This is a genomic window from Plantibacter sp. PA-3-X8, assembly GCF_003856975.1.
Taxonomy (GTDB): domain Bacteria; phylum Actinomycetota; class Actinomycetes; order Actinomycetales; family Microbacteriaceae; genus Plantibacter; species Plantibacter auratus.
In genome coordinates this window covers 3,765,522-3,791,242 of the sequence record NZ_CP033107.1, presented here as the reverse complement: position 1 = coordinate 3,791,242, position 25,721 = coordinate 3,765,522, and the positions used below count along the sequence as shown (strand labels likewise).

The following is a 25,721-nucleotide window of genomic DNA, read 5'->3' as shown; positions in this document are numbered from 1 at the left end:
GATCAGTCGGTGACGGCGACGTCCCGGAGGTCGAGGTGCTCGCTGACGAAGTCGGTGGGGAAACCGGTGACGCCGTCGCGCACGACGGTGAGGGTGATCCCGGTGTAGAGCCAGTCTGCGGCGTGGTCCTTCGAGACCAGCGCTGCGGCTTCGCGGAGTCGTTCGTCGGCGGCCTCGGGGTCGGTCGCAGCCCTGGCCTCGGCGACCAACGACTGCACCGTCGGGTTGTCGTAGCCGAAGTAATAGTCCGGGTCCGCCCAGTGCCGGATGTCGCGTGCCTCGACGTGGTTCACGAGACTGAGGTCGTAGTCGTGGTTCGTGTAGACGTCGTTCAACCACGTGGGGAACTCGACGCTGTCGACCGTGAGGGTGACGCCGATGGCCTTGAACTGCGACACCAGGACGTTGGTGGCGGCGGTGCCGTAGTGGTTCGGGACGGTGAGCGTGAGCGCGAGGTCCTCCTGGCCGGCCTGGGCGAGGAGCGCCTTCGCCGCCTCCGGGTCGTAGGTCACGACGTCGCTGAGGTCCTCGTAGCCGGGGTCGAGCTCCGGGATCGGTCCGTACTGCAGGGCCGCGGCGCCGCCGACCGCCTCGACGATCGCAGCGTGGTCGATGGCCGTGCGGAGCGCCTGCCGGACGAGGGGGTCGTCGAGCGGTGCGCGCTGGTTGTTGAAGGCGAGGGTGTACTTGTCGGTCGTCTTCCCCTCGACGATCGTCAGGCCGTCGGTACGAGCGACCTGGTCCCGCAGGTTCGCATCGAGACCGATCTGCACGTCGACCTCGCCGGCGAGCGTCGCGTTGACGGCCGAGGACGAATCGGGGATGTAGCTGAAGACGACCTCCTTCACCTTCGGAGCGTCACCCCAGTAGTCGTCGTTCCGCTCGACGGTGATGCTGTCGCCCTGCTTCCAGGACGCGAGCGTGAACGGGCCGGTGCCGTTCGCCGTCGTCGACAGGTCGTTGTCCGCCCCGGCCTGGAGGACGAGCCCCGCGCGACCCGTCAGCGCCCACAGCAGGTCGGAGTCGGGGGAGCTGAGCTGCAGGCGGACGGTGCGGTCGTCGACCGCCGTGACGCTCTGGAGCTGTTCCAGGTCGAGGTGGTCGACGAACGCCGCGTTCTGTTGCACCTGCGTGAGCGAGTCGACCACGTCGGCGGCGGTCAGTGGAGCGCCGTCGTGGAAGGTCACGCCGTCGCGGAGGACGAAGGTGTAGGTGAGCCCGTCGGTGCTGACCTCGTGGCGTTCGGCGAGGGTGTCGACGATCTCGTTGTCCGGTGTGCGCGAGACCAGCCCCTGGTAGACGTTGTCGATGAGGACCTGCTCGAGTGCGACGCCGGAGGTCGTCCGGATGTTCAGGTCCGACGGCTCGAGGACGAGACCCACGCGGAGCGTCGCGTCGGTGTCCGCGGTGGGTGTCGTGGCTGGGCCCGCGCAGCCGGTGAGGGCGAGCAGGGAACCGGTGGCCGCGATCACGGCGGTGAGCAGGTGACGACGCAGTCGGTGACGGGGCATGGAGAACATTCTCGCGGATCCCGGCACCGGCCCGGTCCGGTGCCGATCGGAACGGCCCGAGCCGGGTCAGTCCGAAGCGTCGTCCGACAGCGAGCCGCTGATGACCGCGAGCGTCGCCGACTGGGCGCGCTGCGCACGATCGCCACGTCGGCCCACGAGCAGCCCGACCACGGATTCCGTCACGAGCATGATGGCCGCCCGGGAGGTGTGCACGAGTTCGTCCCGGAAGGTCGCGTCGATGGGAGCGACCACGAGCGCGACATCGGCGAGTTCGGCGACGGCCGAGCGCGGAAAGGAGGTGATCGCGAGGACGGTCGCGCCACTCGCTCGAGCTGCCGCGGCCACGTCGACGGACGCCCGGTTCGCGCCCGAGCCCGACAGGACCAGACACGCCGCGCCCGGGCCGAGATGGGTGGCGGCGATCTGCTGCCCGAGGGTGTCGGGCAGGTACTCGGCCGGCCGGCCTGCGGAGATGAGCCGCATCGCCAGATCGGAACCGAGCGGTGACGAGAGGCCGTTCGCCGCGATGAGCAGTCTCGGCGCTTCGTCGAGCACGCGGACGAACCGTTCGAGCGTCTCCTCCGTCATCGCCGACGTCGTCTGGCCGAGGCGACCGGCGAAGTGGTCGATGGCCCCGCGGAGGGTGCCGAGCATCGTGTCGTCGCCATCGTCGCGGGCGGTCGGTGTCCCGAGCGCGACCTCGCGGGTGAGGGCGACACGCAGCTGCGGGTAGCCCTCGTACCCGAGCGACTGCGCGGTGCGGATGACGGTGGCGCGGCCGACGCCGGCGAGGTCGGCGACCTCCTGGGCGGTGCGCTCGATGCTCGCCTCGATGTCCTCGGCCACCGTCTCGGCCACTCGGCGCTCGCTCGGCTGGAGCGACGGCGCGAGCATCGCGATCCGGGCCGTCGGCGGGGCGTCAGCGGACCCTGTCCACATTGCGGCTCCTCGTCGTGCGGGCGGGAAGGGCGGTACGGGTGGTACGGGCGATGCCGGGGCCCCGGGTGATCCGGCGTCGGATGGCACCCGAGATCGCGTCCATCGTCATGGTCACGACGACCACCACGATCAGCAGCATCCCGACTGTATCCCACTGGCGATAGTTGGTGTAGTTCGCCAGCATGCTGCCGATCCCGCCCGCGCCGACGAGCCCGAGGACCGCCGAGGTGCGGATGTTGATCTCGAACCGGTAGAGCGCGAGCGACAGCAGCGCCGGGGCGGCGGCGGGCCAGAGCGCCCAGCGCGTCACCTCGGCGGTACCGCCACCGGCAGCGCGGACGGCCTCCGAGGCGCCCTCCTGCACCGACTCGATCGTCTCGTAGACCCACTTCCCCTGGGTGCCGATGCCGGCGATCCCGAGGGCCAACGCGCCCGTGAACGGGGTGAGCCCGGTGATCGTGAGCAGGATGAGGGCGATGATCACCTCCGGGACCGCGCGGATGACGGCGAACACCCCACGCAGCGGCAGCCGCAGCCAGACCGGACCGACCGACCCTGCGGCGAGCATGCCGAGCGGGATCGAGACGAGGACGCAGAGGATCGCGCCGATCCAGGCCATCGAGATCGACCGCCACATCTCGGTGAGGGCCCGCGGCAGCTTCTCCCAGTTCGGGCTCTCGAACATGAGTCCGCCGAAGTGCACGAGCTGCGCCGGGACGGTGCCGAGATCGCGCCAGTCGATCGGCAGGCCGGCGGTCGCGGCGATGACGACGATCCCGACGGCGACGGACGCGAGGGTCGGGACGAGTCGCGAGGGACGGCGGGGGAGCACGGTGTTCGGATCGTTCGCGGTCATACGAGTCGCCTCCGCAGCAGGTTGGACGCGACCTCGATGAGCACGACGACGACGAGGATCTCGAGGACGATCACCGAGACGTCGTCGTAGGCGTAGAACGCCCGCCGTTCGTCGAGCAGCCGACCGATGCCGCCGGCGCCGACGATGCCGAGGATGGCGGAGATGCGGACGTTGAGCTCGAGGGTGTACAGCCACTGGTTCGCGAACAGCGGCCAGACCTGCGGGAGGACGGTGACGCGGTTGATCTGCGTCTGCGTCCCACCGGCGGCCTTGCCGGCCTCGATGTACGGGTGGTCGGCGGAGTCGATCGCCTCGGAGACGAGTTTGACGATGATGCCGAGGTCGAAGAGGAAGAGCGTCAGGAGGCCGGGCAGCGCGCCGACGCCGACCATGGCGACGAGGATGGTCGCGTAGACGAGGTCGGGCACCGCTCGGATGACGTTGACGATCGCGCGCAGGATGCGACGCGACAGGCCGTTCGGGTTCGTCGGCGCCGCCGCCCACAGCGTCAGTGGGACGGACAGCAACGCAGCGGCCACCGCACCCACGAGCGCCATCTGCAGCGTCTCGAGCATCGGTTGCACCGTCCGTGGCAGGAAGGCGAAGTCGGGTTGGAAGAGCTGGAGGAGCAGACCGGATCCGTTGTCCCAGTGGGAGATGAGCGCGCCGAAGTCGAGCTGCACGCCGCCGATCGCCGGGAGGCAGGTGGCGATCGTGAAGGCGGCCACGGCCCCGATGATGAGCGCGGTCCGCAGCCGGGTGCTCGGCCTGGGCGGCAGCCGCCAGTCGGTCACGGGTGGCAGGTTCCGGTCGGTTCCCGTCGTCGTCATCGGTCGAGCCGATCATCGGGCTGGATGGGGCGACCGTAGATCCGCTCGAAGTCCGCCTCGGTCGCGTCGGCTGCGGAGCCGTCGTAGACGAGTTCGCCGTCGCGGAGCCCGATCATGCGGGTCGTGTAGGTGCGAGCGAGGTCCATGAGGTGGATGTTCACGAGCACCGTGAGACCCGTCTCGGTGTTCACCCGGCGCAGGTCGTTCATCACCGTGTGCGCGGTCGGCGGGTCGAGGCTCGCGACGGGCTCGTCGGCGAGCATGACGCTCGGCTGTTGCGTGAGGGCGCGGGCGATCGCGACCCGCTGCTTCTGCCCGCCGGAGAGCTGCGCCGCGCGAGTCCAGACCTTGTCGAGCATGCCGACCGACTGGAGCGAGCGCAGAGCGAGCTCCCGGTCGGCGGCGGTGGTCAGGCCGAGGAGGTTCCGGTACGTCGGGGTGCTGGCGAACCGGCCGACGAGCACGTTGCGGTACACGCTCGTCCGGTCGGCCAGGTTGAAGCCCTGGAAGATCATGCCGACGTGCCCGCGCAGCCGACGGAGCTGCCGGCCGCGCAGACCGGTGACGGTGTGCGGCCCGACGGCGACGGTCCCGCTCGTCGCCGGCACGAGGCCGTTGATCGTGCGGATGAGCGTCGACTTGCCGGAGCCGGAGAGCCCCACGACGGAGACCATCTCACCGGCGGCGATGTCGAGTGAGACGTTGCGGAGCGCCTTCGTGCCGTTCGGGTAGGTGACCGAGACGTCGTCGAGACGGATGGACCACGACGCGGAGGCCGCGAGCTGGGCTCGGGCCTCCGCGCGATGCTGATCAGTGTTCATGCACCGGATTCCTGGAGAGGGTCGATCGGTTGGAGCGGGTCAGTTCGAGAACTGGTCGAGGATCTCGCCGTAGCGGGTGATCTCGTCCGGTGCGGTCTTGTCGGTCCAGCCGGAGAGGCCGACGAGGTCGAACATGACCTTCTTCGCCGCGTCGGAGGAGCCCGCGTAGCCCGCCATGAGCTTGGTGAGCTGCTTGGTGAGGTCGGCCGGGAGCGACTTCGAGACGGCGACGCCGCCGTTGGGGATCATCTCGGTGTAGGCGAACGCGACGACCTTGTCGGCGACGTCGGGCGCCTCCTTGAGGACGGTCGTGCGCGCGTCCCAGTAGCCGAACGAGACCTCGGCGTCGCCGTTGTAGACGGAGAGGACCGCGTTGTTGTTGCCCTCGACCGGCACCTGGGTGATGTCGGCGTCCGTGTCGATGCCGGCGTCACGCATGGCGACCACGGGGTACTGGTATCCGGCGGGCGAGGTCGCGGCCTGCAGGGCGACCTTGGTGCCCTTCGAGATCTTGTCGAGGGCCTTCAGTGCCGCCGGCCCTGCGCCGGTCGCAGCGTCTGCGCCGGGCTCGATGCCGTTGCAGTACGAGAGCGGGGTGCCGCTCGCCGCGTAGGTGACCATGACCGGCGCTTCGGCGCAGTACTTGTCGGGGTTGTTCGTGTAGGCGACCGACGCGTACGAGGTCGCGCCGAAGCGGACGTCGCGCAGGACGAGGTTCGCGTCGTAGCGCTCGGTCGCGTTGTAGAGCGAGCCCGCGTCGGTGATGATGACCTGCGCCTGGTCGCTGCCGAGGGCCTCGACGGTCGCGGCGTAGTCGGTCGCGACGACCCCGTTGACCTTGATGCCGAGGTTCTCCGACAGGTAGCTGGTGAGCGGGTCGAGGGCTTCGGCGAGGTCCTCGCCCTCCACCGACGGCACGAGCGAGATGGTGATGGAGTCGGGCCAGGACGCCGTGCCCGATGCCGACGGCGACGAGGCGGCGGGGCTGCAGCCGGCGAGGGCGAGGGCGGCGACGGCCGCGACGCCGGTGAGGAGCAGGGTCTTGCGCATGTTCGGGATGCCTTTCGAGGGTGGAGGGTGATCAGGAGGCGGACGGAGCGGGAGTGGAGGTCTGGGAGGCGTCGGGGTGGCGCGATGCGGCTGCGGCCCAGGCGATGATCTGGTCGTACAGGTCGGCGAGTGAACGCCCACGCATCGTGGCGGTGGCCGTCGAGCGCTCGAAGGTCGCGCCGACGAGGGCGGTGTCGGCGCCCAGCTCGGCGGCGGGAGCGAGGTCGTTCTCGACGATGTCGCCGACGGCGAGGACGGGGCCGGCGGCGAGCGCGTCACGGATGAGCGGGACGAGGCCTGCCGGCTTCCCGACGGTGAAGTGCACGGCGTCGAACACCTCGGCGACGCCCCAGGAATGGAGGAGCGCCGTGATGCCGTCGCCGGGGGCGTTCGTCGCCAGGACGAGTCGGGCGTGGGTGCCCAGCGTCTCGAGGAACGCGGGCAGGCCGTCGGGGGAGTCGACCGCCGCTTCGCTCGAGCCGAGCATCGCGCGCGAGTCGTCGTAGGACGCGCCGATGACGTCGGCACCGACGCCGGCTTCGCGCGCGATCCGGGTCACGGCGTCGTACCCGTCGCGGGCGTCGGTCTCGCCGGTCGCGAACGCGGCGAGGGCCGCCTCGGCACGCATCGCGAACTCGGAGTCGCCGGTGCGCTCGGCGATGGCGCGGGCGAAGGCCGTGATCGGCCCGTCGCCGAGGGCGAGGGTGCCGTCGAAATCGAAGAGGATGGTGGGGGCCACAGGCGCTCCTTCTGAGCGTGTCGTCACACGGCCGCTCCTGCGGACGCTGCGTCCATCATGGACGGCGAGTGTGGACGCAATCACCATGACGGGTGAACGGCGGGTGAATTCACCGACGCACGAGCCGCCTATGCTGTGGTGCTGTGATGATGACGGAGCTCGCGCGACGAGCAGAGACCGAACCCTCGACCGTGCTCGAGGAGCACTCCTGGTTGGGTGCGGCGATCGACGAGGACACGGTGGCAGGCCGGTTCGCCTCGTGGGGTGCGTCGACCGTCATCGACGAGCACACGGGCGGGCCCGTGATCCCACGTGCGCTGTTCGAGGCGCTGCATGCGCGCGCCGGCCTCGCCGTGGTCTGGCCGGTCGGGAACGCCGGGCTCCTCCACGTCTACGGCTACCTGCTCTCGGCGGTCCCGACACCCTACGGGTTGAAACGCGACCGCTGGCTGGACGGAGCGCTCGCGCGCGCGTTCGGGCTCCCCGACGACGAGTTCGTCCCGTGGGCCCGGGCGTCGTCCCTGCTGTCGCGGGTGACGGCGGCCGCGCAGGACCTGCTCGCACGACCGGTACGGACGGCCGACGGCCCGTCCGGTCGGATGCGTCTGGCGCTCGGCGACCCGACGGACACCGACGCCGTCGCGCTCGTGTACGGCATCGACGAGCGCCTGATCACGACCTTCCCGGTCGCCTCCGGAGCAGCGGTGCTGGAGGAGTGGGACGCCGACCCGGGACGACGCCGGTGGAACGCGGCTGTCGAAGGCTGACGCGGATCAGGCGTCGGAGGATCCTCGGCGGGCGTCCCCGCCACGCATTGATCGCACGCCGGATCGGCGGAGGCGTCCGGCGACGAGACCGGCCAGCTCCATGGCGAGGACGTAGCTCACGACGCGGACCGCGAGCAGCACGATGACGAGCACCGGCGAGATGAGGTCGGGCGAGATCACCGCGAAGGACAGCGCCCAGATCGCGACGCCGCCGGCCGCGGCCGCAAGCCAGGTCGTCACGCGGGCGGGGTGACGGCGGCGGGCGAGCACCAGGTCGAGCGCGGCTGCCGGAACGACGAGCGCGACGATGATCGCCGGGCCGAGGGCCGTGACGGGCAGTGCGAGGAGCCCGGTGACGGCTGCGGTGAGCACCGTCGCACCGGGGACGCCCGTCCAGCGCCTGGCGAGCATCGGCATCACCATCGTGACGGCGGCGATCGCGGCGTAGAGCACGGGGTTGAGCACCGCGGCGGTCGACGTCAGCGGGCTGACGAGGAAGAGGATGACGGCACCGACGGCGCCGAAGGCCGCACAGCGCAGCAGGGTCGTGGTGGTCGCGGATCTCATGGCCTCAACAGGGTAGTGGTGGTGGAAGGACGACGGGCGGGCCGAGCCCGAAGGCTCGACCCGCCCGATCGGTCAGGTCCGGGTCAGCGCCCGGTGACGAGGCGGCGTCGGATGACGAGTCCGGTACCGAGCAGCAGCAGGATCGCCGCTCCGACCACCAGTGGTGCGACGGTCGTACCGGTCGAGGCGAGCACCGGACCCGGCGTGCTCACGGTCGCCGTGGACGGGTCGGAGGTGAACGACTCGCCGCCCGGCGTCACGCCGGTCCCGAACGCGGTGTTGTGGATCGAGCCCGCGTTCAGGTCCGCCTGGGTGACCGTGTAGGTCGCGGTGCAGACGACCTGGAGCCCGGGGGCGAGGAGCGCCGTGCCCGTCGGGCAGGCGATCGCGGCGAGCGTCCCGGTGCCGGTGAAGTCACCTTCCTCGACCGCGACGTCACGCAGCGTGACGTTGCCGGTGTTCGTCACCTGGAACGAGTAGGTGATGACCTGTCCCGCAGTCGTGGCCCGCTCGACGTCGGCCGTCTTGACCACCGAGAGGCCGGGGACGGGCGGCGACGGGATCGTGACCTCGGACGGCGGCGAGACCGGCGGGACACCGTTCACGCTGTTCGGCGGCGTCGCCGTCGCGGTCGCCGAGTTCGTGATCAGCCCCGCGTCGACGTCGGCCTGCACGACCGTGTAGGTGGCCTCGCAGGTGATCGTCGCGCCCGGTGCCAACGAAGCGGCTTCGGCCGGGCAGACGACGTCGGACAGCTCGCCGGCGCCGGAGAACTCCCCTTCCACCACCGTCGGGTTCGTCAGCGTGACGTTCCCGGTGTTGGTGAGGAGGAAGGAGTAGGTGACGACCTGGCCGACCGCGAGGCCGTCCTGGGCCATCGCATCGGCCGACTTCACGACCGTGATGGCGGGTGTCGCCGGGAACGCGACGGTGGTCTCCGACGGCGGCGAGACCGGGGGAGTGCCACCGTTCGGCGGGGTGCCGGTCGCGGTCGCGCTGTTCGTGACCGATCCCGCATCGACGTCGGCCTGGGTCACCGTGTAGGTGGCCTCGCAGGTGACCGTCGCGGCGGGAGCGAGCGAGCCGGCCGCCGGCGGGCAGACGACCTGGGACAGCTCACCGGTGCCGGTGAAGTCGCCCTCGACGACCCCGACGTTCGTCAGCGTGACGTTGCCGGTGTTGGTGACGAGGAACGAGTAGGTGACGTCCTCGCCGGCGTTCGCGACCGTGGTCGGCGTCGCGGACTTCGCCACCGTGATGGCGGGCGCGGCGGGGAACTCGACCGTGGTCTCCGACGGCGGTGAGACCGGGGGAGTGCCGCCTGCCGGCGGGGTGCCGGTCGCGGTCGCCGAGTTGGTCACCGAGCCGGCGTCGACGTCGGCCTGCGTGACCGTGTAGCTCGCTTCGCAGGTGACGGTCGCCGCCGGGGCGAGCGAGTCGGCTGCGGCCGGGCAGACCACGTCGGAGAGCTCGCCGGTGCCGGTGAAGTCGCCCTCGATGATCGAGACGTCGGAGAGGGTGACGTTGCCGGTGTTGGTGACGAGGAACGAGTAGGTGACGTCCTCGCCGGCGTTCGCGACCGTCGTCGGCGTCGCCGACTTCGCGACGGTGAGCGCCGGGGCCTGGGCCACGCCCGGGATGGTGACCTCGGACGGCGGTGAGACCGGTGGCTGGCCCTGCGGCGGGGTCCCGGTCGCGGTGGCCGAATTGGAGACGGTCCCGGCATCGATGTCGGCCTGCGTCATCGTGTAGGTGGCCTCGCAGGTGACGGCCGCCGCGGGGGCGAGCGTCGCCGCTCCCGGCGGGCAGACGACGTCGGAGAGGTCACCGGTCCCGGTGAACGCGCCCTCGTCGACCTGGACGTCGGTGAGCGGCACGTTGCCGGTGTTGGTGACGAGGAAGGAGTAGGTGATCTCGTCGCCGACGGCGTACTCCGCAGCAGCGGGTGACGCGGACTTCACGACGGTGATCGCGGGAGCCTGCGGCACGAACTCGACCGTGGCGTCGGCCGGCGGGTTGAGGCCCACGCTCGTGATGTTGTCGGGACCGTTCGTGAACGTCCCGGCGACGGGCGACGTGACCTCGACGGTGACGGCGCAGGAGGTCATGCCCTGGCTGAGGTTCCCGGTGACGTCGATCGACGAGCCGCCCTCGGGCGCGGTGACCACACCCGACGGGCAGGTGGTCGAGGCGTCGCCGTCGGCGATCGTCAGGCCGGCGGGCAGCGCGTCCGTGAAGGACCAGCCGTTCTTCGCCGCGAGCTCGTCGGTGTTCGTGATCGTGAGGGTCAGCGTGGACGTCTCACCGGCGACGACGCTCGCCGGGCTGAACGACTTGTCCAACTGCGGGGAGACGTCGAGCACCTGGATGTTGTCGAAGGCGTGGTCGTTGCCGGCCGTGCCGCCGCCGGTCAGGTTGCGGGCGACGATGCCGACGGTCGCCCCGGGGAGCAGGACGGCTCCCGGCGAGACGTAGGTGCCGACGCGGACGTTCTCCGCCCCGGCCGCACCGGTCGCCGGCGCGGTGACGGAGCGGGAACCGGCTGCGGTGCACCCGTTGACGGCACCGACGGAGTGCGCGTCGCCCTGGTCGTCGGTGAGGAAGAACTCGAGGACGGGCTGCTGCGACGCGTTGCAGGACACCGCGGCGAGGTCCACCGAGGTCGTGAGGAACCGGCCGGCGCTTGTGAGCGCGATCGGGTCGACGGTCGCGAACTCGACCGCGTTCGGCGGGTTCATGGTGAGGTTCTGCTGCGACGTCCAGGCGCTCACGGAGTGGTTGGTCGTGTCGCCGGCGCCGAGGGCCCAGGCGAGCTGCCGCGTGCGTCCTTCACCGGACGCCGATTCCGCGAAACACTGCGGCTCCGCTGACGAGGCGAAGCTCGTCACGTTGCCGTTGCACTGGGCGTGGTCGCGCCAGGAGGCGTCCGCGGTGTAGCGCGTGCCGTCGGCGCCGACGTAGTCCTCGATGTACGTCGGCGACGTCGCTCCGTTCTCGAAGTCCTCGGCGTAGACGATCGATCCCGACTGCGGCGTCCCCGGGGTCCCGGGCAGCGCCTGCGCGCTCGAGCCGACCCCGACGAGCGAGAGGGCCGACAGGACGGTCACCCCGATGATCCCCATGGTCGCGCGACCGGCGGACGGTGCCCCCCACCGGTTCCGCCACCGTGCGCGGTGACTCCTTCGACCCGTGTGCTGCTGCATGTGTGCTGCCTTCCCCGTGAAGCGGCGGTGCGCCCGCCGAAAACCTGGCCCCAGCTGTGGGGCCGAGGATCAGTAGAGCGGCAACCCCGACGCGTTCCGGGCGGATCGGCCAAAGACCACCCCGCATCCTGCCCCGGGTGTTCCCCGACAGGTGAGGGTCACCTAGGGTTGACCCGTGCACATCGGTCGGAATAGGTACTTTCCCTCCCTCGGGGCGGGGTTCCTCCACCCCACGGACGTCGCCCCGGTCACCCGTCTCCTCACCACGGCCATCCAGGAGGAGGACTGGGACACGGTCGTCTCGGTGATCGAGTACGAGTGGGGGATCCTCATGGCGCTCGACCTCGCGACGCTCGACCGTGCGCTGCAGGCGCTCCCGGCGCGCGTGCTCTCGAACCACCCCATCGTCTTCGCCGTCCGGGAGATCCGGCTCAACATCCGTGGGGAGACCGACGCACTCGACCAGTCGGTGGGGCGGTTCCAGCTCCCGACCGATCCCGACGACCTCCGGGACCGAGCTCGCACCGAGCTCGCGCGCATCAGCCTGAGCGCATCGACGGCGTTCATGATCGCCTACCGCGTGCACGGTCGGCACCAGCGCGCGTTGCACTACGCGCGGATCACCGAGGAGCTCGCGCGACGGGCCCGCGTGCACCGCCCGACCGAGTTCGCGCCCCGCGTCCCCACCGCCCTGTTGCAGGTGGGGATCACGAAACTGCTCGTAGGTGACCTCCACGAGGCGAGCCTCGTGCTCCGCGAGGCGTACGAGCTCCGACACGAGTCGTGGGACGGCCGGAACGGCGGTGACGCCTCCGGCAAGCTCGCCCTGCTCTACGCGGTGCGCGGCGAGATCGTGGAGGCGGACCGCTGGCTCGGACGCCACGACGACGGGGGCGGCGCGCACGGGTGGATGGTCCCGCTGGTCCAACTGTCGGGTGCCATCGCCCGGGCCTTGATCGCCATCGCCCGTGTCGACCGGGCGGCGGCGGAGGCGGCGCTCGCGACGCTGGAGCTCCAGGTCAACCGCGAGCGGTCCTGGGCACCGTTCATCACCTACGCGCAGGCGCAGCACGCACTCCTCTGGGGTGATCGACGGGCGGCGCTGCAGCTCATCGAACGCACCCGGGTGTTCGCCGGTCGCAGCCTGCGTCATGCCGGGTCGGAGCGACTCCTCGACGCCGTGGAAGCGTCACTCCTCCTCGCCCTCGACCGTCCGACGGAGGCCAGCGTCCTCCTCGACGGCCGTGACCGGAACGCCCACACCGCCGCGGTCGCCTCGCGGCTCGCGCTCCTGACCGACCGCAAACCCCTCGCGCGGGAACTCGCCACCGCCGGGCTCGCAGAGGAGCACATCGACGCCGGTGCGCAGACGGAGCTGCTCATCACCTCGGCGCTCGCCGACGACTCGGACGAGGACGGTCGGCGGCATCTCCTGCAGGCGATCGCGACGACGGCGCGGACCGGGATGCTCACACCGTTCGTGGTCGCGCCACGCAGGCCGCTTCGACACCTCCTCGGCACGATGTCGCCCAGCGAGACCCATGCGCGGATCGAGCGGACGCTCGCTTCGAGCCCCGAGCCGACGCCGGAGACCGTGCAGCTCGTGGAGCTCACCGCCACCGAGCGCCGGATCCTCCAGCTCTCCGCGGAGGGTCGGACCCGGCAGGACATCGCTCAGGCGCTGTACGTGTCCGCGAACACGGTGAAGTTCCACTTCCGGAACGTCTACCGGAAGCTCGGCGTCGACTCCCGTGAGGACGCACTGGCCACCGCACGGCGGCTGGGACTGCTCCCGACCGAGCGGTGAACGTGGAGTGGGGCGGATCCGACGCGGGTCGCGCTCAGTGCGCCGGAAGCGCCTGCTTCTGCGCGTAGCCGCTGCGCTGGGTCTCCTCGTCGGCGACCCGCACGCCGTAGCGATAGGTGAGTTCGCCGCCGAGCACGCCCGACAGCCCGACGAGGCCGTACCCGAGCACGCTGCACAGGACGCCTGCGACGCCCGCTCGGTGGTGCGGTGATCGGGCCCGGATGATCAGGCTGCCGGTGAACAGGGTGACCGCGGCGACGTTCGCCACGAGGTGGGTGAGGGCGATCCGTCGGGCGGGGGTGCCACGGTCGATGGTGCGCAGGTCCATGAGTCCGAGCGTCCCTGCTCCGGATGCGCCGACGAGACCGATCCCGACGAGCCAGGTCGCCCCGCGCGCGAACGACTTCGGATCGTCGACGAAGCGTGAGGCGAGGTCGAACACGAGGCTCGCCGTCCATGCACCGATCGGGATCGTGACGGCGACCGCATGGAGTGGGTGACCATACGGACCCGCGAGGATCGACGTCGGCCGCTTTGCCCGGCGCAGGCTCAGCTCGGTGCGTTCGATGGCAGTGGGGTCCAGCGTCTCGACGGTCGTCATAGGGGGACGCTACGCGTTCGAAGAACCTGGGCGTACACCTTGACGCCGCCGGACGATGCGTGGTTGCATCGGCCGGCGGCGTCGCGCGGGAGTCGCTCAGGCCGTCAGACCTCCAGGGACCAGGCCTCGGCTCGCACGGTCGCGTCGTGTCGCACGGCGTACCGCTCGGCGTCGGCCGGATACGCCCGGAACGTCCGAGCGGGGTGCCCGGTGTGGTGGATCTCGACGATCGACGCGTCGATGAGGATCCGGACCTCGTCCCCGTCGGCCAGCTCGCCGTGCCAGATCAGCTGCGTGTCCGAACCCGACAGCTCGAGGGAGGCCGCGCCTGCGCCCGTGAGTCGCACCTCCGCCTGATCAGGGAGTTCCGCCGCGCCGATGACCTCGGCCCGGAGTCCCGTCAGCTCCCGCGCCGGGATCAGCTCGACCTCGTCGCCCCGGACCACGAGCTCGCGCGGGAACGTCAGCATGCCCGACCAACCCTGCTCGTCGGTGTCCGCCTGCGTCCGGCCGCGCACGCCATCGGGAGCGATCTCCTGCGCCCAGCCCCAGAGCAGCACCCGCTCCGACTGTCCGTCCGAGCCGTCGGACTGCACGGCCTGCGGTGCGTAGAAGCTCGACCCCTCGTCGATGATGCCGGTCCGGCGGGCGCTGAACACGGGTCGCCCGGTGGCCTCGTCGAGCTCCATCGACCCGAGGACCCAGGCCACCCCGCGGTGCGGCTGGCCATCGAGCCACAGCGACACCAGCAGCACCCAGTCGTCGCCGACCCGCACGAGCTGCGGGCACTCCCACCCTTCGCACGGAGCGAGCTCCGAGACGACCGGTGCCTCGGCCGTCAGCAGGTATCCCTCCTCGGTCCAGGCGTCGAGGTCGTCGACGCCGTAGAGGAGTAGTGCGCCACCGACGTCGGAGCGGCCGGCGCCCTGGATCGCCCAGCGGCGCCCACCCAGCTCGAAGAGGAACGGGTCGCGCACCATCGTCACACGCTCATCGGCGGGGAGCCCGGCAGCGACGATGCGTTCGCCGGTCCAGTCCTGCGCATCCGCCGAGCCGTGGACGACGACGACCTCCGAGAACCCGTGCCGGTCACGCGCGCCCGAGTAGACGACGGACGGCCGGCCCTGGTCGACGACCCCGACGCCGCTCCAACAGCCGAAGCCGTCGGTGGTGCCCGGGCGGGGTGCCAGGGCCACCGGGTGCTCCTCCCAGGCGAGCAGGTCCGGCGAGCTCACGTGACCCCAGTGGATGTCCTCGTGCCGGGCCGACCCCGGGTTGTATTGGAAGAAGACGTGCCAGCGACCGTCGACGAACATGATGCCGTTCGGATCGTTCAACCACCCGGCCTCGGGTCGCGGGTGCAGCAGCGGGAAGCCGCGGTCGAGGACGTGCGTTGCGTGGAGGCCGGTCATGGCTTCCTTTCGGTTCGAGATCAGTCGGATCGAGGGGAGGGCGGTGGTGCTGGTCACTTGCTGACGCCGGCGGTGAGCCCTTCGCGCAGCGGCTTCTGGCCGAAGACGAAGACCAGCGCAGCCGGGATCATGGACAGGACGACACCGGCGAGGACGGTTGCGACCGACCCGGTACCGAGGTTGCCCTGCAGGGTCACGAGCCCGAGCGGGAGGGTGAAGTTCTGCTCGCTGATCGTCAGGATCAATGGCCGGAAGAACTCGTTCCAGTGGTAGTTGAACGCGAGGATGCCGACGATCGCGAGGCCCGGGGCGGCGAGCGGCAGGTAGATGCGGAAGAAGATCTTCCACGGTCCCGCCCCGTCGATCTGCGCCGCCTCGGCGAGCTCCGGCGGCAACCCCATGAAGTACTGCCGCATGAGGAACGTGCCGAACGCCGTCGGGATCATCGGGATGATGAGCGCGAGGAGCGTGTCCGACAGGCCCATGCCGCGGATGAGCATGAACACGGGGACGATCGTCACCTGCATCGGCACCATCATCGTGGCGAGGATGAGGCCGAACAGGATGCGCTTGCCGCCGAAGTCGAAGCGCGCGAAGACGTAGCCGGCCATCGCCGCGCTGAGCATCTGCCCGGCCGCGATGAGGAGCGTCACCAGCGCGCTGTTCCACGTGTAGAGCAGGATCGGGATCTTCTGGAAGACGTCGATGAACGCGCCCGGGCCGAACTCGGTCTGCCCGGTGTCGACGTTCGCGGGGGTGAGCGCCGTGATGAGCGTCCACACGACGGGCGCGAGTGTGAGGAACGCGGCGATGACGAGGACGAGGAACTTCCCGGCCGTGGCGAGTCGGCGGCGTGACGAGTCGGGGGTGACTGCTGCGATGGACATCTGGGACCTCATCCGTAGAAGACGAAACGCTTGCTCAGCCGGAACTGTGCGGCGGTGACGAGCATGATCAGGAGCGTCAGCACGATGCCGATCGCTGCGGCGAGACCGAAGTCGAGCTGCTGGAATGCGGACTCGTAGATCACCATCACCGCGGTACGGGTGTCGTCTCCCGGCCCACCTCGCGTGAGGACGTACGGCTGGTCGAAGATCTGCAGGGCGCTGATGATGGCCATGACGGACGCGACGAGCATGGTGGGGCTCACGAGGGGCAGGGTGACGTTCCGGAACTGGCTCCAGCCGTACGCGCCGTCGAGCGACGACGCCTCGTAGACCTCGCGCGGGATCGCGGCGAGTCCGCCGATGAACAGCAGGAAGGTGAAGCCGAAGTTCTGCCACACGTAGACGAGGAGGACGACGATCTTCGCCCCGAACCCGGTCGTCAGCCAGCCGATGTTCCCGACGCCGAAGAGCCCGAGGAACTCGTTGACGAGGCCGAACTCCTGGTTGAACAGGTACGACATCACGAGCGACACGGATGCGGCCGACAGCACCAACGGGAAGAACAGCGCGGAGCGGAAGAAGGTACGCAGCCATTCCGGCATCCGCGACTGCACGAGGATCGCGAGCAGGAGCGCGACGGCGAGCTGGAGCGTCACCGCCACGACCACGAAGCCGACCGTGTTCAGGAAGGACACGCGCACCGTGGGGTTGGCGGCGAGGTCGACGAAGTTGCCGACGCCGACGAACTCGGGTGCCGAGATGATGTCCCACCGGAAGAAGGCGAGGACGAACGACCCGATGATCGGGACGAAGCTGAAGAGTCCGAGGCCGATCAGCGTGGGGGCGAGGAACACCCAGACGAGCAGGCGGCTCCCGCGCGGCGCGGGACGTCGGCGGCCGGTCTTCGCCTCGGGCGGGACGACCAGTGCCCGGGTCGCCGTCGGTGACTGCAGTGCCATCATCGTCCCTTCAGCGCGAGCTCGAGGTCCCGCTGCATCGTCTCGAGCCCGCGGCGGACGCCGTTCGGGCCGTTCGTGATCGCGCCGACCACGTTCTTGATGAGGGCCGACTCGACGGCGGCCTGCTGGGGCGGCGCGGGCATCGGTCCGGTCGTCGGGAACCGGTCGAGGGTGTCGTAGAAGACCTCCCAGTGCTTCGGTCCGATGTCACCGCCGTACAGCTGGGCGTTGAGTGAGCGCCGGGGCAGCGACGAGTCGGGCTGGCTGTGCGCGATCGACATGCCCTCGACGGAGATGCAGTACTTCATCCACTCCCACGCCTCGTCCTTGCGTTCGGAGGTCTGCATCATCGCGTAGCCGCCGGCTCCGAACTGGTGGCGTTGTCCGCGCATCTTCGGGAAGTAGGTGACGTCGTACTCGTCGTCGCCGAGGCCGGCGTCGTTGAGTCCCTTGACCCAGAACCCGCCGGCCGGCGTCATGCCGACCGAGCCGCGGGAGAAGAGCGAGACGAGCTCGTTGCCGCCGCCCTGGGCGGGGTTCGCGGCGATCCCTTCGGAGACCATGCGCTGCAGGACTTCGAAGCTCTCGACGGTGCGGTCGCTCAGCGCGTCGGCGTTCTCCCACAGGTACCCACCACCACGAGGGGTCTCGTCCGGGTAGAACTTGGACCACATCCAGTCGCCGCCGGGTGCCTTCTCCTCGGTGAGGAAGCTCGTGTCGTTGATGTACAACCAGGGCACGACACCGCCCCAGAGCCGGTTGTTCCAGAAGTAGGGGAGGAACGATCCGGGGGCGCTGGCCTGCATGGTGCGGCCGACGGCGAAGAAGTCGTCGACCGACCAGTCGTCACGCGGACGCTCGAGGCCGGCCCGCTCGAACGCGGAGGTGTTGTAGTACATGTTCGCCGCGTTGAAGTTGTCCGGCAGTTGGAACAGATTGCCCTTGTACATGAACGACTCGATGAGCGAGGGGTTCACGTCGTCGAAGTACTCCTGCAGTTCGGCGGCGTCGCGCTGCACGTACTCGTCGATCGGGTGGGCGAGGCGCTCGGCGAACAGCTGGGTGCCCTCCGTGGCGACCGACACGATGTCCGGCGGGGTGCCGGCCGCGACCATCGTGAGGATCTTGGCGAAGAAGTTGCCCCAGTCCTGGCCCTGGATCGCGATGATCCGGACGGGGATGTCGGGGTGCAGCTTCTGGAAGCCGTCCACGAGCGACTGCCGGGCGGCGGCGTCCTGGGCGGTGCCGAAGAGGGCGACGGTGAGGGCGTCGTCACCTCGGCCGGGGATGTCTCCGCCGGTGAGGCGCGGCCAGGAGATGGCCGTGCCCGCCAGACCGAGACCGAGCAGGGCGAGTGCCGCCCTGCGACTCAGATCAACCACGTTGTTGCTCCTGCGAAATCGGGGCCGACCGTTCGCAGGGCGCGGACGATGAGCCGTGAATGGAGGTGCTGAACGGATTCAGCAGTCGAAACATAACACAGCTCCGCGCGATATGCTGAACTGATTCAGCAAACCGCACGAGGGAGTGTCATGTCCACGCAACGCCGCCGCACGACCCTGGCGGACGTCGCGGAGCGCGCGGGCATGTCCAAGGCCGCGGTGAGCATGATCATGAACGACCGCCCCGGTTCCCGGCTGTCCGCGGACGCCGTCGAGCGGGTCCGCGCCGCCGCGGCGGAGCTCGACTACCGCCCGAACCCCGCGGCCCAGGTGCTGCGCCGCGGGAAGACCAGGACGATCGGGTTCATCTCCGACGAGGTCACGCTCACCCGGCACGCCTCAGGGCTCATCGGCGGCGCGCTCGAGGTGTCGAAGACCCACGACCACACGATGCTCATCGCGGAGACCGAGGGGATCGAGGGCGGCCTCGCCCGCGCCTTCGAGACGATGATCGACCACCGCGTCGACGGCATCCTCATCGGCCTCCTCGGCGCCCGCCTCATCGACCTCCCCGCCACCTCGACCGGTGTCCCCGTCGTGGTGCTCAACGGAGCGTCCTCCTCGGGACACGCGAACGTCCTGCCCGACGAACGAGCTGCCGGGTACGCGGTCGCGAAGCGGCTCGTCGACGCGGGTCACCGACGGATCGGCGTGGTCGGCGACCTGCCGCAGGACGTCATCAACGATCCGCGACAGACGGCGACGGTGGCACTCCGCTTCGCGGGCATCGCCGCGGCGTTCGCGGAGGCCGGGATCGAACCTGCTCGGGTCGACATCGTCGAGTGGCAGCCGGAACCCGGTTACGAGGCGACGGCGACGCTCCTCGAGCGCCACCCGGACGTCACGGCGATCCTCGCCGCGAACGACGGCGTCGCCTTCGGTGCCTACCAGGTGCTGCTCGAACAGGGGCGTCGGATCCCGCAGGACGTCTCCGTCGTCTCCTTCGACGACGAGATCCTCGCCGGCTACCTGCGCCCGGGCCTCACCACCGCGCGGCTGCCCTACCAGGAGATCGGCGCGCTCGGAGCCTCGATGCTCCTCGGTCAGCACGCCCTCGGGCACGAGCTGGTCACGATGCCGATCATCGAGCGCGACTCGCTCATCGCCGCGGTGTCGACCGACGCCGGTTGACGCCACCCGACCCTCGCACCCAGCAGAGAGAGATGCCATGCACGCAGCCCCCAAGACCGACGTCCTCCTCGCCGGCGAGACCCTCATCGACATCGTCCGGCGGCTCGACGGGACGCAGGCGGAGAGCCCCGGCGGCAGCCCGGCGAACGTCGGGATCACCCTCGGTCGGCTGGGCCGTGCCCCGGCCTTGGTGACCCATGTGGGCGACGACGAGCGCGGCGCGGCGATCCGCTCCTGGCTCGACGCGTCCGCGGTGACCCTCGTGTCGGCTCCGACCGGTCGGACGTCCACAGCTCAGGCGACCCTCGACTCCGAGGGGGCGGCCACCTACGAGTTCGACCTCTCGCTCGATCTGGAGGCCTCGGGTGCGCCGGACGCCGCCGTCGTCCACACCGGCTCGATCGCCTCGGTCCTCGAGCCGAGTGCCGACCGTCTGCGCGAGCTGGTCGAGACGCGTCGTCCCTCGGCGCTCATCACCTACGACCCGAACATCAGGCCATCACTCATCGACGACGCGGCCCGCGTCCGCCAGGCGGCCCTCGACTGCATCGCGCGCGCCCACGTCGTGAAGGCGAGTGACGAGGACGTCGCGTTCCTGCTGCCCGGTGTGGCACCGGTCGACGCCGCTCGGGAATGGGTCGCGGCCGGGCCGGGACTCGTGGTCGTGACGATGGGTGGTGACGGGGCGGTCGCGGTCAGAGACGGTTCCGTGCTCGAGATCGAGACGCCGCGGGTGCAGGTGGCCGACACCGTCGGTGCCGGCGACACGTTCATGGGTGCGCTGATCGACGGACTGCTGACTGCCGGTATCGCTGGGCCCGGGGCCGAGGAGCGACTTCGCGAGGTGTCCGAGGAGGTGCTGCAGCAGCTGCTCGACCGCGCCGCGCGGGCCGCGAGCATCACGGTGTCGCGGCCAGGAGCGAACCCGCCCACCTCGGCGGAACTCGACGCCTGAGGCGCACGACGTCTGCGCGTCAGGACGACTCGGACGGCGGGAGTTCCGTCCCGGCGAAGCGCTCCGACGACACCACCTGCTGGGCCGCCCGACGGAGGGCGAGGATCAGTGGTTCGGTGAGCACGGTGCCGAGCACGATGTACTGCACCGCGAGCTCGGGTGAGTCCGCCGGGATGCCGTCGATCTCGGCTTCGGCGATGCGGCGCGCTGCGTCGACATAGCGGTCGAGGACTGCGGGTGGCATGGTGAAGCCGGCTCGTTCCAGGGCGTCCAGGGCTCCGGCCAGGCCGGCGAGGAGTCCGGGATCGCATTGCGCCTCGATCCCGCCGAGTCGTTCGTAGAGCTCCAGTGCGCGGGTCGTGTCGACCGGACCACTCGAGCGCGGGGTGACAGCGGTGTGGGCGACGCCGAGGAGGTCGTACGGACCCGCCGGCGGCGAGTCCAGCGCGGCGACGACGTTCCGGGTCTCCGCGATGCTCACGCCGGCAGTGAGCAGTGCGCGGATCACGCGGAGCCGGGACACGTGGGCGTCGCCGTAGCTCGCCTGGGTCGCCGAGGTGCGCTCGCCCTCCGGGAGGAGTTGCTCGCGCAGGTAGTACTTGATGGTGGCCACCGGCACCTCGGACACTGCCGCGAGTTCCGAGATCCTCATGCTGTCCTCCTCGTCTGGATAGTGCTACTATCCAACTTGGATAGCGTCACTATCGAACAGGAGCAGTCTATGTCACGCGTCGTCGTCGGCCGAATCACCCATCGTCACGAGGGGGAGCTCGTCGTGTTCCACATCGGGATGACCATCAACCAGTGGTGGCGGGTGGACAAATGGCTCCCGATCTTCGGTGACATGCCGCGCATGCTGCAGGAGCTCATGTCCGACCCGGAGTCCGGGCTCCTCGGTTCGCACATCCTGCTCGGTTCCAGCGGCCCGTACCTCGTGCAGTACTGGTCGTCGATCGACAAGCTCTACGCCTACGCGTCGGCACCGGCCTCCGCCCATCGGCCTGCCTGGTCGCGGTTCAACAAGCGCGCCCGGTCTGCTCCGAAGGCCGTCGGCGTCTGGCACGAGACGTTCCTCGTCGACCGCGCCGAGAGTATCTACGTGTCGACGCCGTCCATGGGGCTCCCCGCGGCGACCGAGGCGGTGCCGGTCGGGTCGCGGCAGCAGCACGCGCGACAGCGGTTCGCCGACGGCCGGACGCCGGTCCGCGGTAGCGGTCAGCGGTAGCGCGGCGGAACCGCGAGGGGAGCGGAGACGAGGGCGGCACCCTGCGGGACCTCGCCGTCGCCGCGCCGGATCGGACCGCGCAGGGCGAGGGTGATCCGCAGGCCGTCGGCGGGATCGTGCGCGGTCTCCGGCTGCTCGAAGTTCAGCGTCGGCGGGTCCTCCGAGGTGCTGTAGCTCAGCAGGATCATCGAGCTCGACCCCGAGGCCCGCAGCCGCGGCCTCGAGAGGCGCACCGAGGCCTCTCGGACGGTCAGGACCTCGTCGCGGTGCAGGATGCGTCCGGGGCCGTTCAGCTCGTTCCCACCCGCGCGGACCGCGACCTGTGGGCCTGCGAAGCCGACGATCGCGTGGTTCATGTCGTCGGGAGCGGCGATGAGCCCGGCGGCGTCACGGAGCTCGACGACCTGCAGTCGCCAGCGGATGCGGCGGTCGACGTCGGTGCTCGTCCAGACGTCTCGCACGCTTCCTCGGCCGCGGTCGAGTGGTTGCCGCACGAGGTCGGCGAACCGGACGAGCCGGGGCCGGCCCGGGTCGGCCGGTGGTCGTGACGCGACGTCGACGAGGACGAGATGAGCGGGGGTGGCAGCCGGTTCGGGTCCAGCTGCTCCGCGCATCTCGTCCTCGTCGGGTCGGGTCGGGCAGGTCGTTCAGGCCGGTGGATCAGGCCTTGGTGTCGACCAGGACGTATCCCTCTTCACCGTGGACCACGGTGTCGATGCCGGCGATCTCGTCCTCGTTCTTCACGCGGAAGCCGATCGTCTTCTCGATCGCGAAGCCGATGATGAAGGCGAGCACGAAGGAGTAGATGAGGACGGCGAACGCGGCGATCGCCTGGACGAGCAGCTGCGAAGCGTCACCACCCATGAAGAGGCCGGTGCCGTTGGCGAAGAAGCCGAGGTACAGGGTGCCGATGAGGCCGCCGACGAGGTGGATGCCCACGACGTCGAGCGAGTCGTCGAAGCCGAGCTTGAACTTCAGCTCGATGGCGAGGGCACACACGACACCGGCGACGAGGCCGAGGACGATGGCCCAGATCGGGTGCAGCGAACCGCACGCCGGAGTGATCGCGACGAGACCGGCGACGGCACCCGACGCGGCACCGACGGAGGTCGGCTTGCCGTCCTTGATCTTCTCGACGACGAGCCAGGCGAGCAGGGCTGCTGCCGGGGCCGCGATGGTGTTGACGAACACGAGTGCCGCGGTGCCGTCGGCCGCCAGTTCCGAACCGGCGTTGAAGCCGAACCAGCCGAACCAGAGCAGACCGGCGCCGAGGAGGACGAACGGCGGGTTGTGGGGGATGTGGACGCCCTTCTTGAATCCGACGCGGCGGCCGAGGACGAGCGCGAGGGCGAGGGCTGCAGCACCGGCGTTGATGTGGACCGCGGTGCCACCGGCGAAGTCGATGACGCCGACGCCGAAGACGTCCTGCAGGCCGTGCGTGATCCAACCGCCGTAGGCGAAGCTGCCGTCGTCGGCGAGGCCGAAGTTGAACACCCAGCTCGCGACGGGGAAGTAGACGACGGTCGCCCAGATGCCGGCGAAGATCATCCAGGAGCCGAACTTCGCGCGGTCGGCGATGGCGCCGGAGACGAGGGCGACGGTGATGATCGCGAAGGTGGCCTGGAAGGCGACGAAGGCGAGTGGCGGGTAGGCCGCTCCCTCAGGCGTCTCGAGGGCGGCGGTCAGGCCGATGTTCCCGGTGTCGATCGCCCAGGGGGCGACGGTGCCTTCGGAGCCGGGGAACGCGATCGCGTACCCGTAGAGCACCCAGAGGACGCCGATGAGGCCGAGTGCGCCGAAGCTCATCATCATCATGCTGATGACGCTCTTCGCCTTGACCAGGCCGCCGTAGAAGAACGCGAGCCCTGGTGTCATGAGCAGCACGAGTGCCGCTGATATCAGGATGAACGCTGTGTTTCCTTGATCCATTCGAGGTGCCTCTCCGCAGGGACGCGGCTGGAGCGCGTCGGGTGCGCCCAGCGTGACACCGGCGTGTTTCCGATGGCCTGTGCGCGTGTTTCCGGCACGTTGCGGAATCGGCCGCTGCGTAAACAGCACATGACGGATCGCTCGACGTACAGTGGGGGACGAACGGAAGGGAGCCCCGATGTCGACATCGAGCACACCCGAGGACGGCCCGCAGGTCGTCCGCAACGACGAGCGTCACGAGTACGAGATCCTCGTGGGGGAGCGCGTCGCAGGGATCGCCGGGTACCGGGAGGAACCGGGTCGCATCCTCTTCACCCACACCGAGATCGATCCGGACTTCGGTGGGCAGGGGCTCGGCAGCGTCCTCGCCGCCGCGGCGCTCGACGATGCGGTCGAGCGAGGACTGACGATCGTGCCGTACTGCCCCTTCATCCAGGCCTACCTCCGCAAGCACCCGGACTTCAGCGGCGAGGTGTCCTGGCCCGAGTGACTGGTCGTCACCCGGTGCGCGGCAGCCGGAGCAGGACGGCCTCGCACCGGTAGTCCTGCGAGCTCGCCATGTCCCCGCGGAACCAGAGGAGCGAGACGGTCGAGGGGTCGCCGGGCGCGACGATCGGCCGCAGGTTGTCGATGTCCGAGCGTTCCGTGACCGGCGTCCAGGCCCAGGTCGCCCCGTCGTCGTCGGTGCGACCGTGGAAGATCTCGTGGTGGGCGAGCGGTTGGTCGTCTCGGGGATCGATCGGCGTCGAGACGTAGAGCGAGTCGAGGTCGTCCGGGTCGATGGTGGCGAGTCCGGTGTAGTCCTGCTCGTGCGGGAGGAGTCCGGGGCCGGCGAGGGCGAGTGGGTGTACCTGCCAGGAGCCGCCGGGCGTCAGGCGGGCGAACAGGAACCGGTGGTCCAGGACGGGCCGGAGTCGTTCGGCCGCCGCGTCCGGATGCGCTGGTCCGTCGTCGGCGCGGGCGGAGACGACGGCGGCCACGGTGCCGTCGGGGGCTCGTCGCACGTCGACGGTCCAGCAGTGGGAGAGCAGGTCGCCGGCCCAGCTACCGCCGTCGGGCATTCGTGATCCGGCGGCGACGAGGGTGGTGAGCTCGACCTGCGATGGTGCGTCGCCACGCAACGGATGCGGGTCGACGACGGCACCGTCGGTTCGGTGGAGCCCGTCGGCGTCGAGGAAGCCGTGGTAGACGCTGTTGTCGTAGTCGCGTGGGTGGTGGTCGGTGGTGATGAGGTCGATGCGCCCGGGGGAGGAGGCGTAGCGCGTGTAGCCGTTGACGTAGCCGACCTTCGGTCGGGTGAACAGCTTGCCGGCGTAGCTCCAGGTGTCGCCGTCGTCGTCCGACACGAGCGCGCACTGGTCGTCGTTGACGGCGCGGGCGAAGCAGTACAGGCGGCCGTCGAGTTCGTGGAGGTTCGAGTACGTCACGCCGAGTCCGCCCGTGTAGGCGCTCCAGTCGAACGTGTGCTCGGGCCCCCAGTGGCGTGGGTCGTGTGGTTCGCTGATGCGCCAGCGGGTGAGGTCGTCGGTCTTGTGACGGGTGTACATCGCGAGCCAGCGCCCGTCGCGCCGCCGCCAGAGGGCCGGGACGTCGTGGTCGTCGGACTCCAGACGTTCGTGCAGGACGACGACGTCGGCGGTGCCGGTGCTGAGGTCGACGACGGTGACCTCGACGTTGCCGCCGCGCTGCTCGCCGTCGACGCCGCCCGTTGACGCGATCGAGCCGACGACGAGGAGGTTCGAGGTCGGATCGACGAGTGCGCGCTCGTCCTGGAACCAGCACCAGGCGGCGTTGTCGTTGACGACGATCGGCGTGGTGGAGGTGTCGTTTCGGCGCAGCATCGCGACCTTCCGGGTGGGGTTCCGGACGAGGTTACCGGTGCGAGCGCCCGCTCGGCAAGCGCTTTCCAGGACGTGGTGCGGCTCGGAGCGCGCTCTGGCCGGCAGAGGTGCCGGGAGCACCCCGGGTGGACCTCTTCCGCTCACTGAGGTGTCACGACCCGGCTGCCCTTCGACAGGCTCAGGGACCGAGGCGTTCCCGGTGAACCTCCTCCGGTCACTGGGCTTGTCGAAGTGTCCACGAGGACGCCT

At 70.2% G+C, this 25,721-nt stretch carries 24 protein-coding genes; 6 read left to right on the top strand and 18 right to left on the bottom strand.

The genetic code is table 11. The features are described from left to right. Positions 1-2 precede the first annotated feature (2 nt). The 7 genes from EAO79_RS17745 to EAO79_RS17715 form a co-directional block, all read right to left on the bottom strand. On the bottom strand, positions 3-1,511 hold the full coding sequence (locus EAO79_RS17745; protein WP_124769808.1) for an ABC transporter substrate-binding protein: 1,509 nt from the start codon (positions 1,509-1,511) through the stop codon (positions 3-5). Positions 1,512-1,577: 66 nt separating this feature from the next. Beyond that, positions 1,578-2,450 carry a MurR/RpiR family transcriptional regulator gene (locus tag EAO79_RS17740; RefSeq protein WP_121293987.1) on the bottom strand — a complete coding sequence of 291 codons (873 nt, stop codon included), beginning with the start codon at positions 2,448-2,450 and terminating at the stop codon, positions 1,578-1,580. Continuing rightward, a complete protein-coding gene (gene phnE / locus EAO79_RS17735; protein ID WP_124769807.1) occupies positions 2,431-3,306 on the bottom strand; it encodes a phosphonate ABC transporter, permease protein PhnE in 876 nt (291 codons plus the stop codon). The genes EAO79_RS17740 and phnE (EAO79_RS17735) overlap by 20 nt, the downstream gene beginning before the upstream one ends. Then, complete coding sequence (gene phnE, locus EAO79_RS17730) at positions 3,303-4,136, bottom strand: phosphonate ABC transporter, permease protein PhnE (RefSeq protein WP_124769806.1); 834 nt, start codon at positions 4,134-4,136, stop codon at positions 3,303-3,305. Before phnE (EAO79_RS17730) ends, phnE (EAO79_RS17735) begins: the two co-directional genes overlap by 4 nt. Continuing rightward, entirely contained in the window at positions 4,133-4,957 is an 825-nt protein-coding gene (gene phnC / locus EAO79_RS17725) for a phosphonate ABC transporter ATP-binding protein (RefSeq protein WP_124769805.1), read from the bottom strand. Before phnC ends, phnE (EAO79_RS17730) begins: the two co-directional genes overlap by 4 nt. 39 nt (positions 4,958-4,996) lie before the next feature. Beyond that, positions 4,997-6,007, bottom strand: a complete 1,011-nt coding sequence (gene phnD, locus EAO79_RS17720) for a phosphate/phosphite/phosphonate ABC transporter substrate-binding protein (protein WP_124769804.1) — start codon at positions 6,005-6,007, stop codon at positions 4,997-4,999. 31 nt (positions 6,008-6,038) lie between these two features. Then, positions 6,039-6,746 (bottom strand): HAD family hydrolase, encoded by a 708-nt coding sequence (locus EAO79_RS17715; protein ID WP_124769803.1) that lies wholly within the window; start codon positions 6,744-6,746, stop codon positions 6,039-6,041. Positions 6,747-6,892: 146 nt separating this feature from the next. On the opposite strand from EAO79_RS17715, the gene EAO79_RS17710 reads away from it, so the two are divergent. Continuing rightward, the gene (locus tag EAO79_RS17710; protein ID WP_206428251.1) at positions 6,893-7,513 is read left to right on the top strand and encodes an amino acid deaminase; all 621 of its coding nucleotides are present in this window, start codon (positions 6,893-6,895) and stop codon (positions 7,511-7,513) included. Positions 7,514-7,519: 6 nt separating this feature from the next. Here EAO79_RS17710 and EAO79_RS17705 read toward each other — a convergent pair whose 3' ends face one another. Continuing rightward, a complete protein-coding gene (locus tag EAO79_RS17705) occupies positions 7,520-8,080 on the bottom strand; it encodes a hypothetical protein (RefSeq protein ID WP_124769802.1) in 561 nt (186 codons plus the stop codon). Between the two features lie 83 nt (positions 8,081-8,163). Further along, on the bottom strand, positions 8,164-11,283 hold the full coding sequence (locus EAO79_RS17700) for a DUF11 domain-containing protein (protein ID WP_124769801.1): 3,120 nt from the start codon (positions 11,281-11,283) through the stop codon (positions 8,164-8,166). A gap of 175 nt (positions 11,284-11,458) precedes the next feature. Between EAO79_RS17700 and EAO79_RS17695 the strand changes: the two genes are divergently transcribed. Next, positions 11,459-13,090: a LuxR C-terminal-related transcriptional regulator gene (locus EAO79_RS17695; protein ID WP_124769800.1), complete on the top strand. Its 1,632-nt coding sequence runs from the start codon at positions 11,459-11,461 to the stop codon at positions 13,088-13,090. A 34-nt stretch (positions 13,091-13,124) separates the two neighbouring features. Here EAO79_RS17695 and EAO79_RS17690 read toward each other — a convergent pair whose 3' ends face one another. The 5 genes from EAO79_RS17690 to EAO79_RS17670 form a co-directional block, all read right to left on the bottom strand. Beyond that, the gene (locus EAO79_RS17690) at positions 13,125-13,691 is read right to left on the bottom strand and encodes a DUF2231 domain-containing protein (protein WP_124769799.1); all 567 of its coding nucleotides are present in this window, start codon (positions 13,689-13,691) and stop codon (positions 13,125-13,127) included. Between the two features lie 104 nt (positions 13,692-13,795). After that, complete coding sequence (locus EAO79_RS19520) at positions 13,796-15,103, bottom strand: glycoside hydrolase family 32 protein (protein ID WP_124769798.1); 1,308 nt, start codon at positions 15,101-15,103, stop codon at positions 13,796-13,798. A gap of 53 nt (positions 15,104-15,156) precedes the next feature. Then, positions 15,157-15,990 carry a carbohydrate ABC transporter permease gene (locus tag EAO79_RS17680; RefSeq protein ID WP_175117588.1) on the bottom strand — a complete coding sequence of 278 codons (834 nt, stop codon included), beginning with the start codon at positions 15,988-15,990 and terminating at the stop codon, positions 15,157-15,159. An 8-nt stretch (positions 15,991-15,998) separates the two neighbouring features. Further along, a complete protein-coding gene (locus EAO79_RS17675; protein WP_079706932.1) occupies positions 15,999-16,949 on the bottom strand; it encodes a carbohydrate ABC transporter permease in 951 nt (316 codons plus the stop codon). Further along, a complete protein-coding gene (locus tag EAO79_RS17670; protein WP_124769797.1) occupies positions 16,949-18,331 on the bottom strand; it encodes a sugar ABC transporter substrate-binding protein in 1,383 nt (460 codons plus the stop codon). Before EAO79_RS17670 ends, EAO79_RS17675 begins: the two co-directional genes overlap by 1 nt. Positions 18,332-18,481: 150 nt before the next feature. Between EAO79_RS17670 and EAO79_RS17665 the strand changes: the two genes are divergently transcribed. Further along, on the top strand, positions 18,482-19,522 hold the full coding sequence (locus EAO79_RS17665) for a LacI family DNA-binding transcriptional regulator (protein ID WP_124769796.1): 1,041 nt from the start codon (positions 18,482-18,484) through the stop codon (positions 19,520-19,522). Between the two features lie 37 nt (positions 19,523-19,559). Next, positions 19,560-20,477, top strand: a complete 918-nt coding sequence (locus tag EAO79_RS17660; protein WP_124769795.1) for a carbohydrate kinase — start codon at positions 19,560-19,562, stop codon at positions 20,475-20,477. 19 nt (positions 20,478-20,496) lie between these two features. On the opposite strand, the gene EAO79_RS17655 is transcribed toward EAO79_RS17660, so the two are convergent. Beyond that, a complete protein-coding gene (locus EAO79_RS17655; RefSeq protein WP_124769794.1) occupies positions 20,497-21,129 on the bottom strand; it encodes a MerR family transcriptional regulator in 633 nt (210 codons plus the stop codon). A 69-nt stretch (positions 21,130-21,198) separates the two neighbouring features. On the opposite strand from EAO79_RS17655, the gene EAO79_RS17650 reads away from it, so the two are divergent. Beyond that, entirely contained in the window at positions 21,199-21,702 is a 504-nt protein-coding gene (locus tag EAO79_RS17650; RefSeq protein WP_124769793.1) for a DUF4188 domain-containing protein, read from the top strand. Here the strand turns inward: EAO79_RS17650 and EAO79_RS17645 are convergent. Then, a complete protein-coding gene (locus tag EAO79_RS17645; RefSeq protein ID WP_124769792.1) occupies positions 21,693-22,316 on the bottom strand; it encodes a hypothetical protein in 624 nt (207 codons plus the stop codon). The two genes, EAO79_RS17650 and EAO79_RS17645, sit on opposite strands and share 10 nt — an antisense overlap. A gap of 46 nt (positions 22,317-22,362) precedes the next feature. Next, complete coding sequence (locus EAO79_RS17640; protein ID WP_124769791.1) at positions 22,363-23,631, bottom strand: ammonium transporter; 1,269 nt, start codon at positions 23,629-23,631, stop codon at positions 22,363-22,365. A gap of 178 nt (positions 23,632-23,809) precedes the next feature. On the opposite strand from EAO79_RS17640, the gene EAO79_RS17635 reads away from it, so the two are divergent. After that, positions 23,810-24,121, top strand: coding sequence for a GNAT family N-acetyltransferase (locus EAO79_RS17635; protein ID WP_079706940.1), 312 nt, complete (start codon positions 23,810-23,812; stop codon positions 24,119-24,121). Positions 24,122-24,128: 7 nt separating this feature from the next. Here the strand turns inward: EAO79_RS17635 and EAO79_RS17630 are convergent, their stop codons facing one another. Beyond that, the gene (locus EAO79_RS17630; RefSeq protein WP_124769790.1) at positions 24,129-25,472 is read right to left on the bottom strand and encodes a BNR-4 repeat-containing protein; all 1,344 of its coding nucleotides are present in this window, start codon (positions 25,470-25,472) and stop codon (positions 24,129-24,131) included. Positions 25,473-25,721 lie beyond the last annotated feature (249 nt).

Excerpts from the sequence above, each read along its gene's own strand:
- EAO79_RS17745 (WP_124769808.1), bottom strand. The coding sequence starts at position 1,511 with ATGCCCCGTCACCGACTGCGTCGTCACCTGCTCACCGCCGTGATCGCG.
- EAO79_RS17740 (WP_121293987.1), bottom strand. The coding sequence starts at position 2,450 with ATGTGGACAGGGTCCGCTGACGCCCCGCCGACGGCCCGGATCGCGATG.
- phnE (WP_124769807.1), bottom strand. The coding sequence starts at position 3,306 with ATGACCGCGAACGATCCGAACACCGTGCTCCCCCGCCGTCCCTCGCGA.
- phnE (WP_124769806.1), bottom strand. The coding sequence starts at position 4,136 with ATGACGACGACGGGAACCGACCGGAACCTGCCACCCGTGACCGACTGG.
- phnC (WP_124769805.1), bottom strand. The coding sequence starts at position 4,957 with ATGAACACTGATCAGCATCGCGCGGAGGCCCGAGCCCAGCTCGCGGCC.
- phnD (WP_124769804.1), bottom strand. The coding sequence starts at position 6,007 with ATGCGCAAGACCCTGCTCCTCACCGGCGTCGCGGCCGTCGCCGCCCTC.
- EAO79_RS17710 (WP_206428251.1), top strand. The coding sequence starts at position 6,893 with ATGATGACGGAGCTCGCGCGACGAGCAGAGACCGAACCCTCGACCGTG.
- EAO79_RS17705 (WP_124769802.1), bottom strand. The coding sequence starts at position 8,080 with ATGAGATCCGCGACCACCACGACCCTGCTGCGCTGTGCGGCCTTCGGC.
- EAO79_RS17700 (WP_124769801.1), bottom strand. The coding sequence starts at position 11,283 with ATGCAGCAGCACACGGGTCGAAGGAGTCACCGCGCACGGTGGCGGAAC.
- EAO79_RS17690 (WP_124769799.1), bottom strand. The coding sequence starts at position 13,691 with ATGACGACCGTCGAGACGCTGGACCCCACTGCCATCGAACGCACCGAG.
- EAO79_RS19520 (WP_124769798.1), bottom strand. The coding sequence starts at position 15,103 with ATGACCGGCCTCCACGCAACGCACGTCCTCGACCGCGGCTTCCCGCTG.
- EAO79_RS17680 (WP_175117588.1), bottom strand. The coding sequence starts at position 15,990 with ATGTCCATCGCAGCAGTCACCCCCGACTCGTCACGCCGCCGACTCGCC.
- EAO79_RS17675 (WP_079706932.1), bottom strand. The coding sequence starts at position 16,949 with ATGGCACTGCAGTCACCGACGGCGACCCGGGCACTGGTCGTCCCGCCC.
- EAO79_RS17665 (WP_124769796.1), top strand. The coding sequence starts at position 18,482 with ATGTCCACGCAACGCCGCCGCACGACCCTGGCGGACGTCGCGGAGCGC.
- EAO79_RS17660 (WP_124769795.1), top strand. The coding sequence starts at position 19,560 with ATGCACGCAGCCCCCAAGACCGACGTCCTCCTCGCCGGCGAGACCCTC.
- EAO79_RS17655 (WP_124769794.1), bottom strand. The coding sequence starts at position 21,129 with ATGAGGATCTCGGAACTCGCGGCAGTGTCCGAGGTGCCGGTGGCCACC.
- EAO79_RS17650 (WP_124769793.1), top strand. The coding sequence starts at position 21,199 with ATGTCACGCGTCGTCGTCGGCCGAATCACCCATCGTCACGAGGGGGAG.
- EAO79_RS17645 (WP_124769792.1), bottom strand. The coding sequence starts at position 22,316 with ATGCGCGGAGCAGCTGGACCCGAACCGGCTGCCACCCCCGCTCATCTC.
- EAO79_RS17640 (WP_124769791.1), bottom strand. The coding sequence starts at position 23,631 with ATGGATCAAGGAAACACAGCGTTCATCCTGATATCAGCGGCACTCGTG.
- EAO79_RS17635 (WP_079706940.1), top strand. The coding sequence starts at position 23,810 with ATGTCGACATCGAGCACACCCGAGGACGGCCCGCAGGTCGTCCGCAAC.
- EAO79_RS17630 (WP_124769790.1), bottom strand. The coding sequence starts at position 25,472 with ATGCTGCGCCGAAACGACACCTCCACCACGCCGATCGTCGTCAACGAC.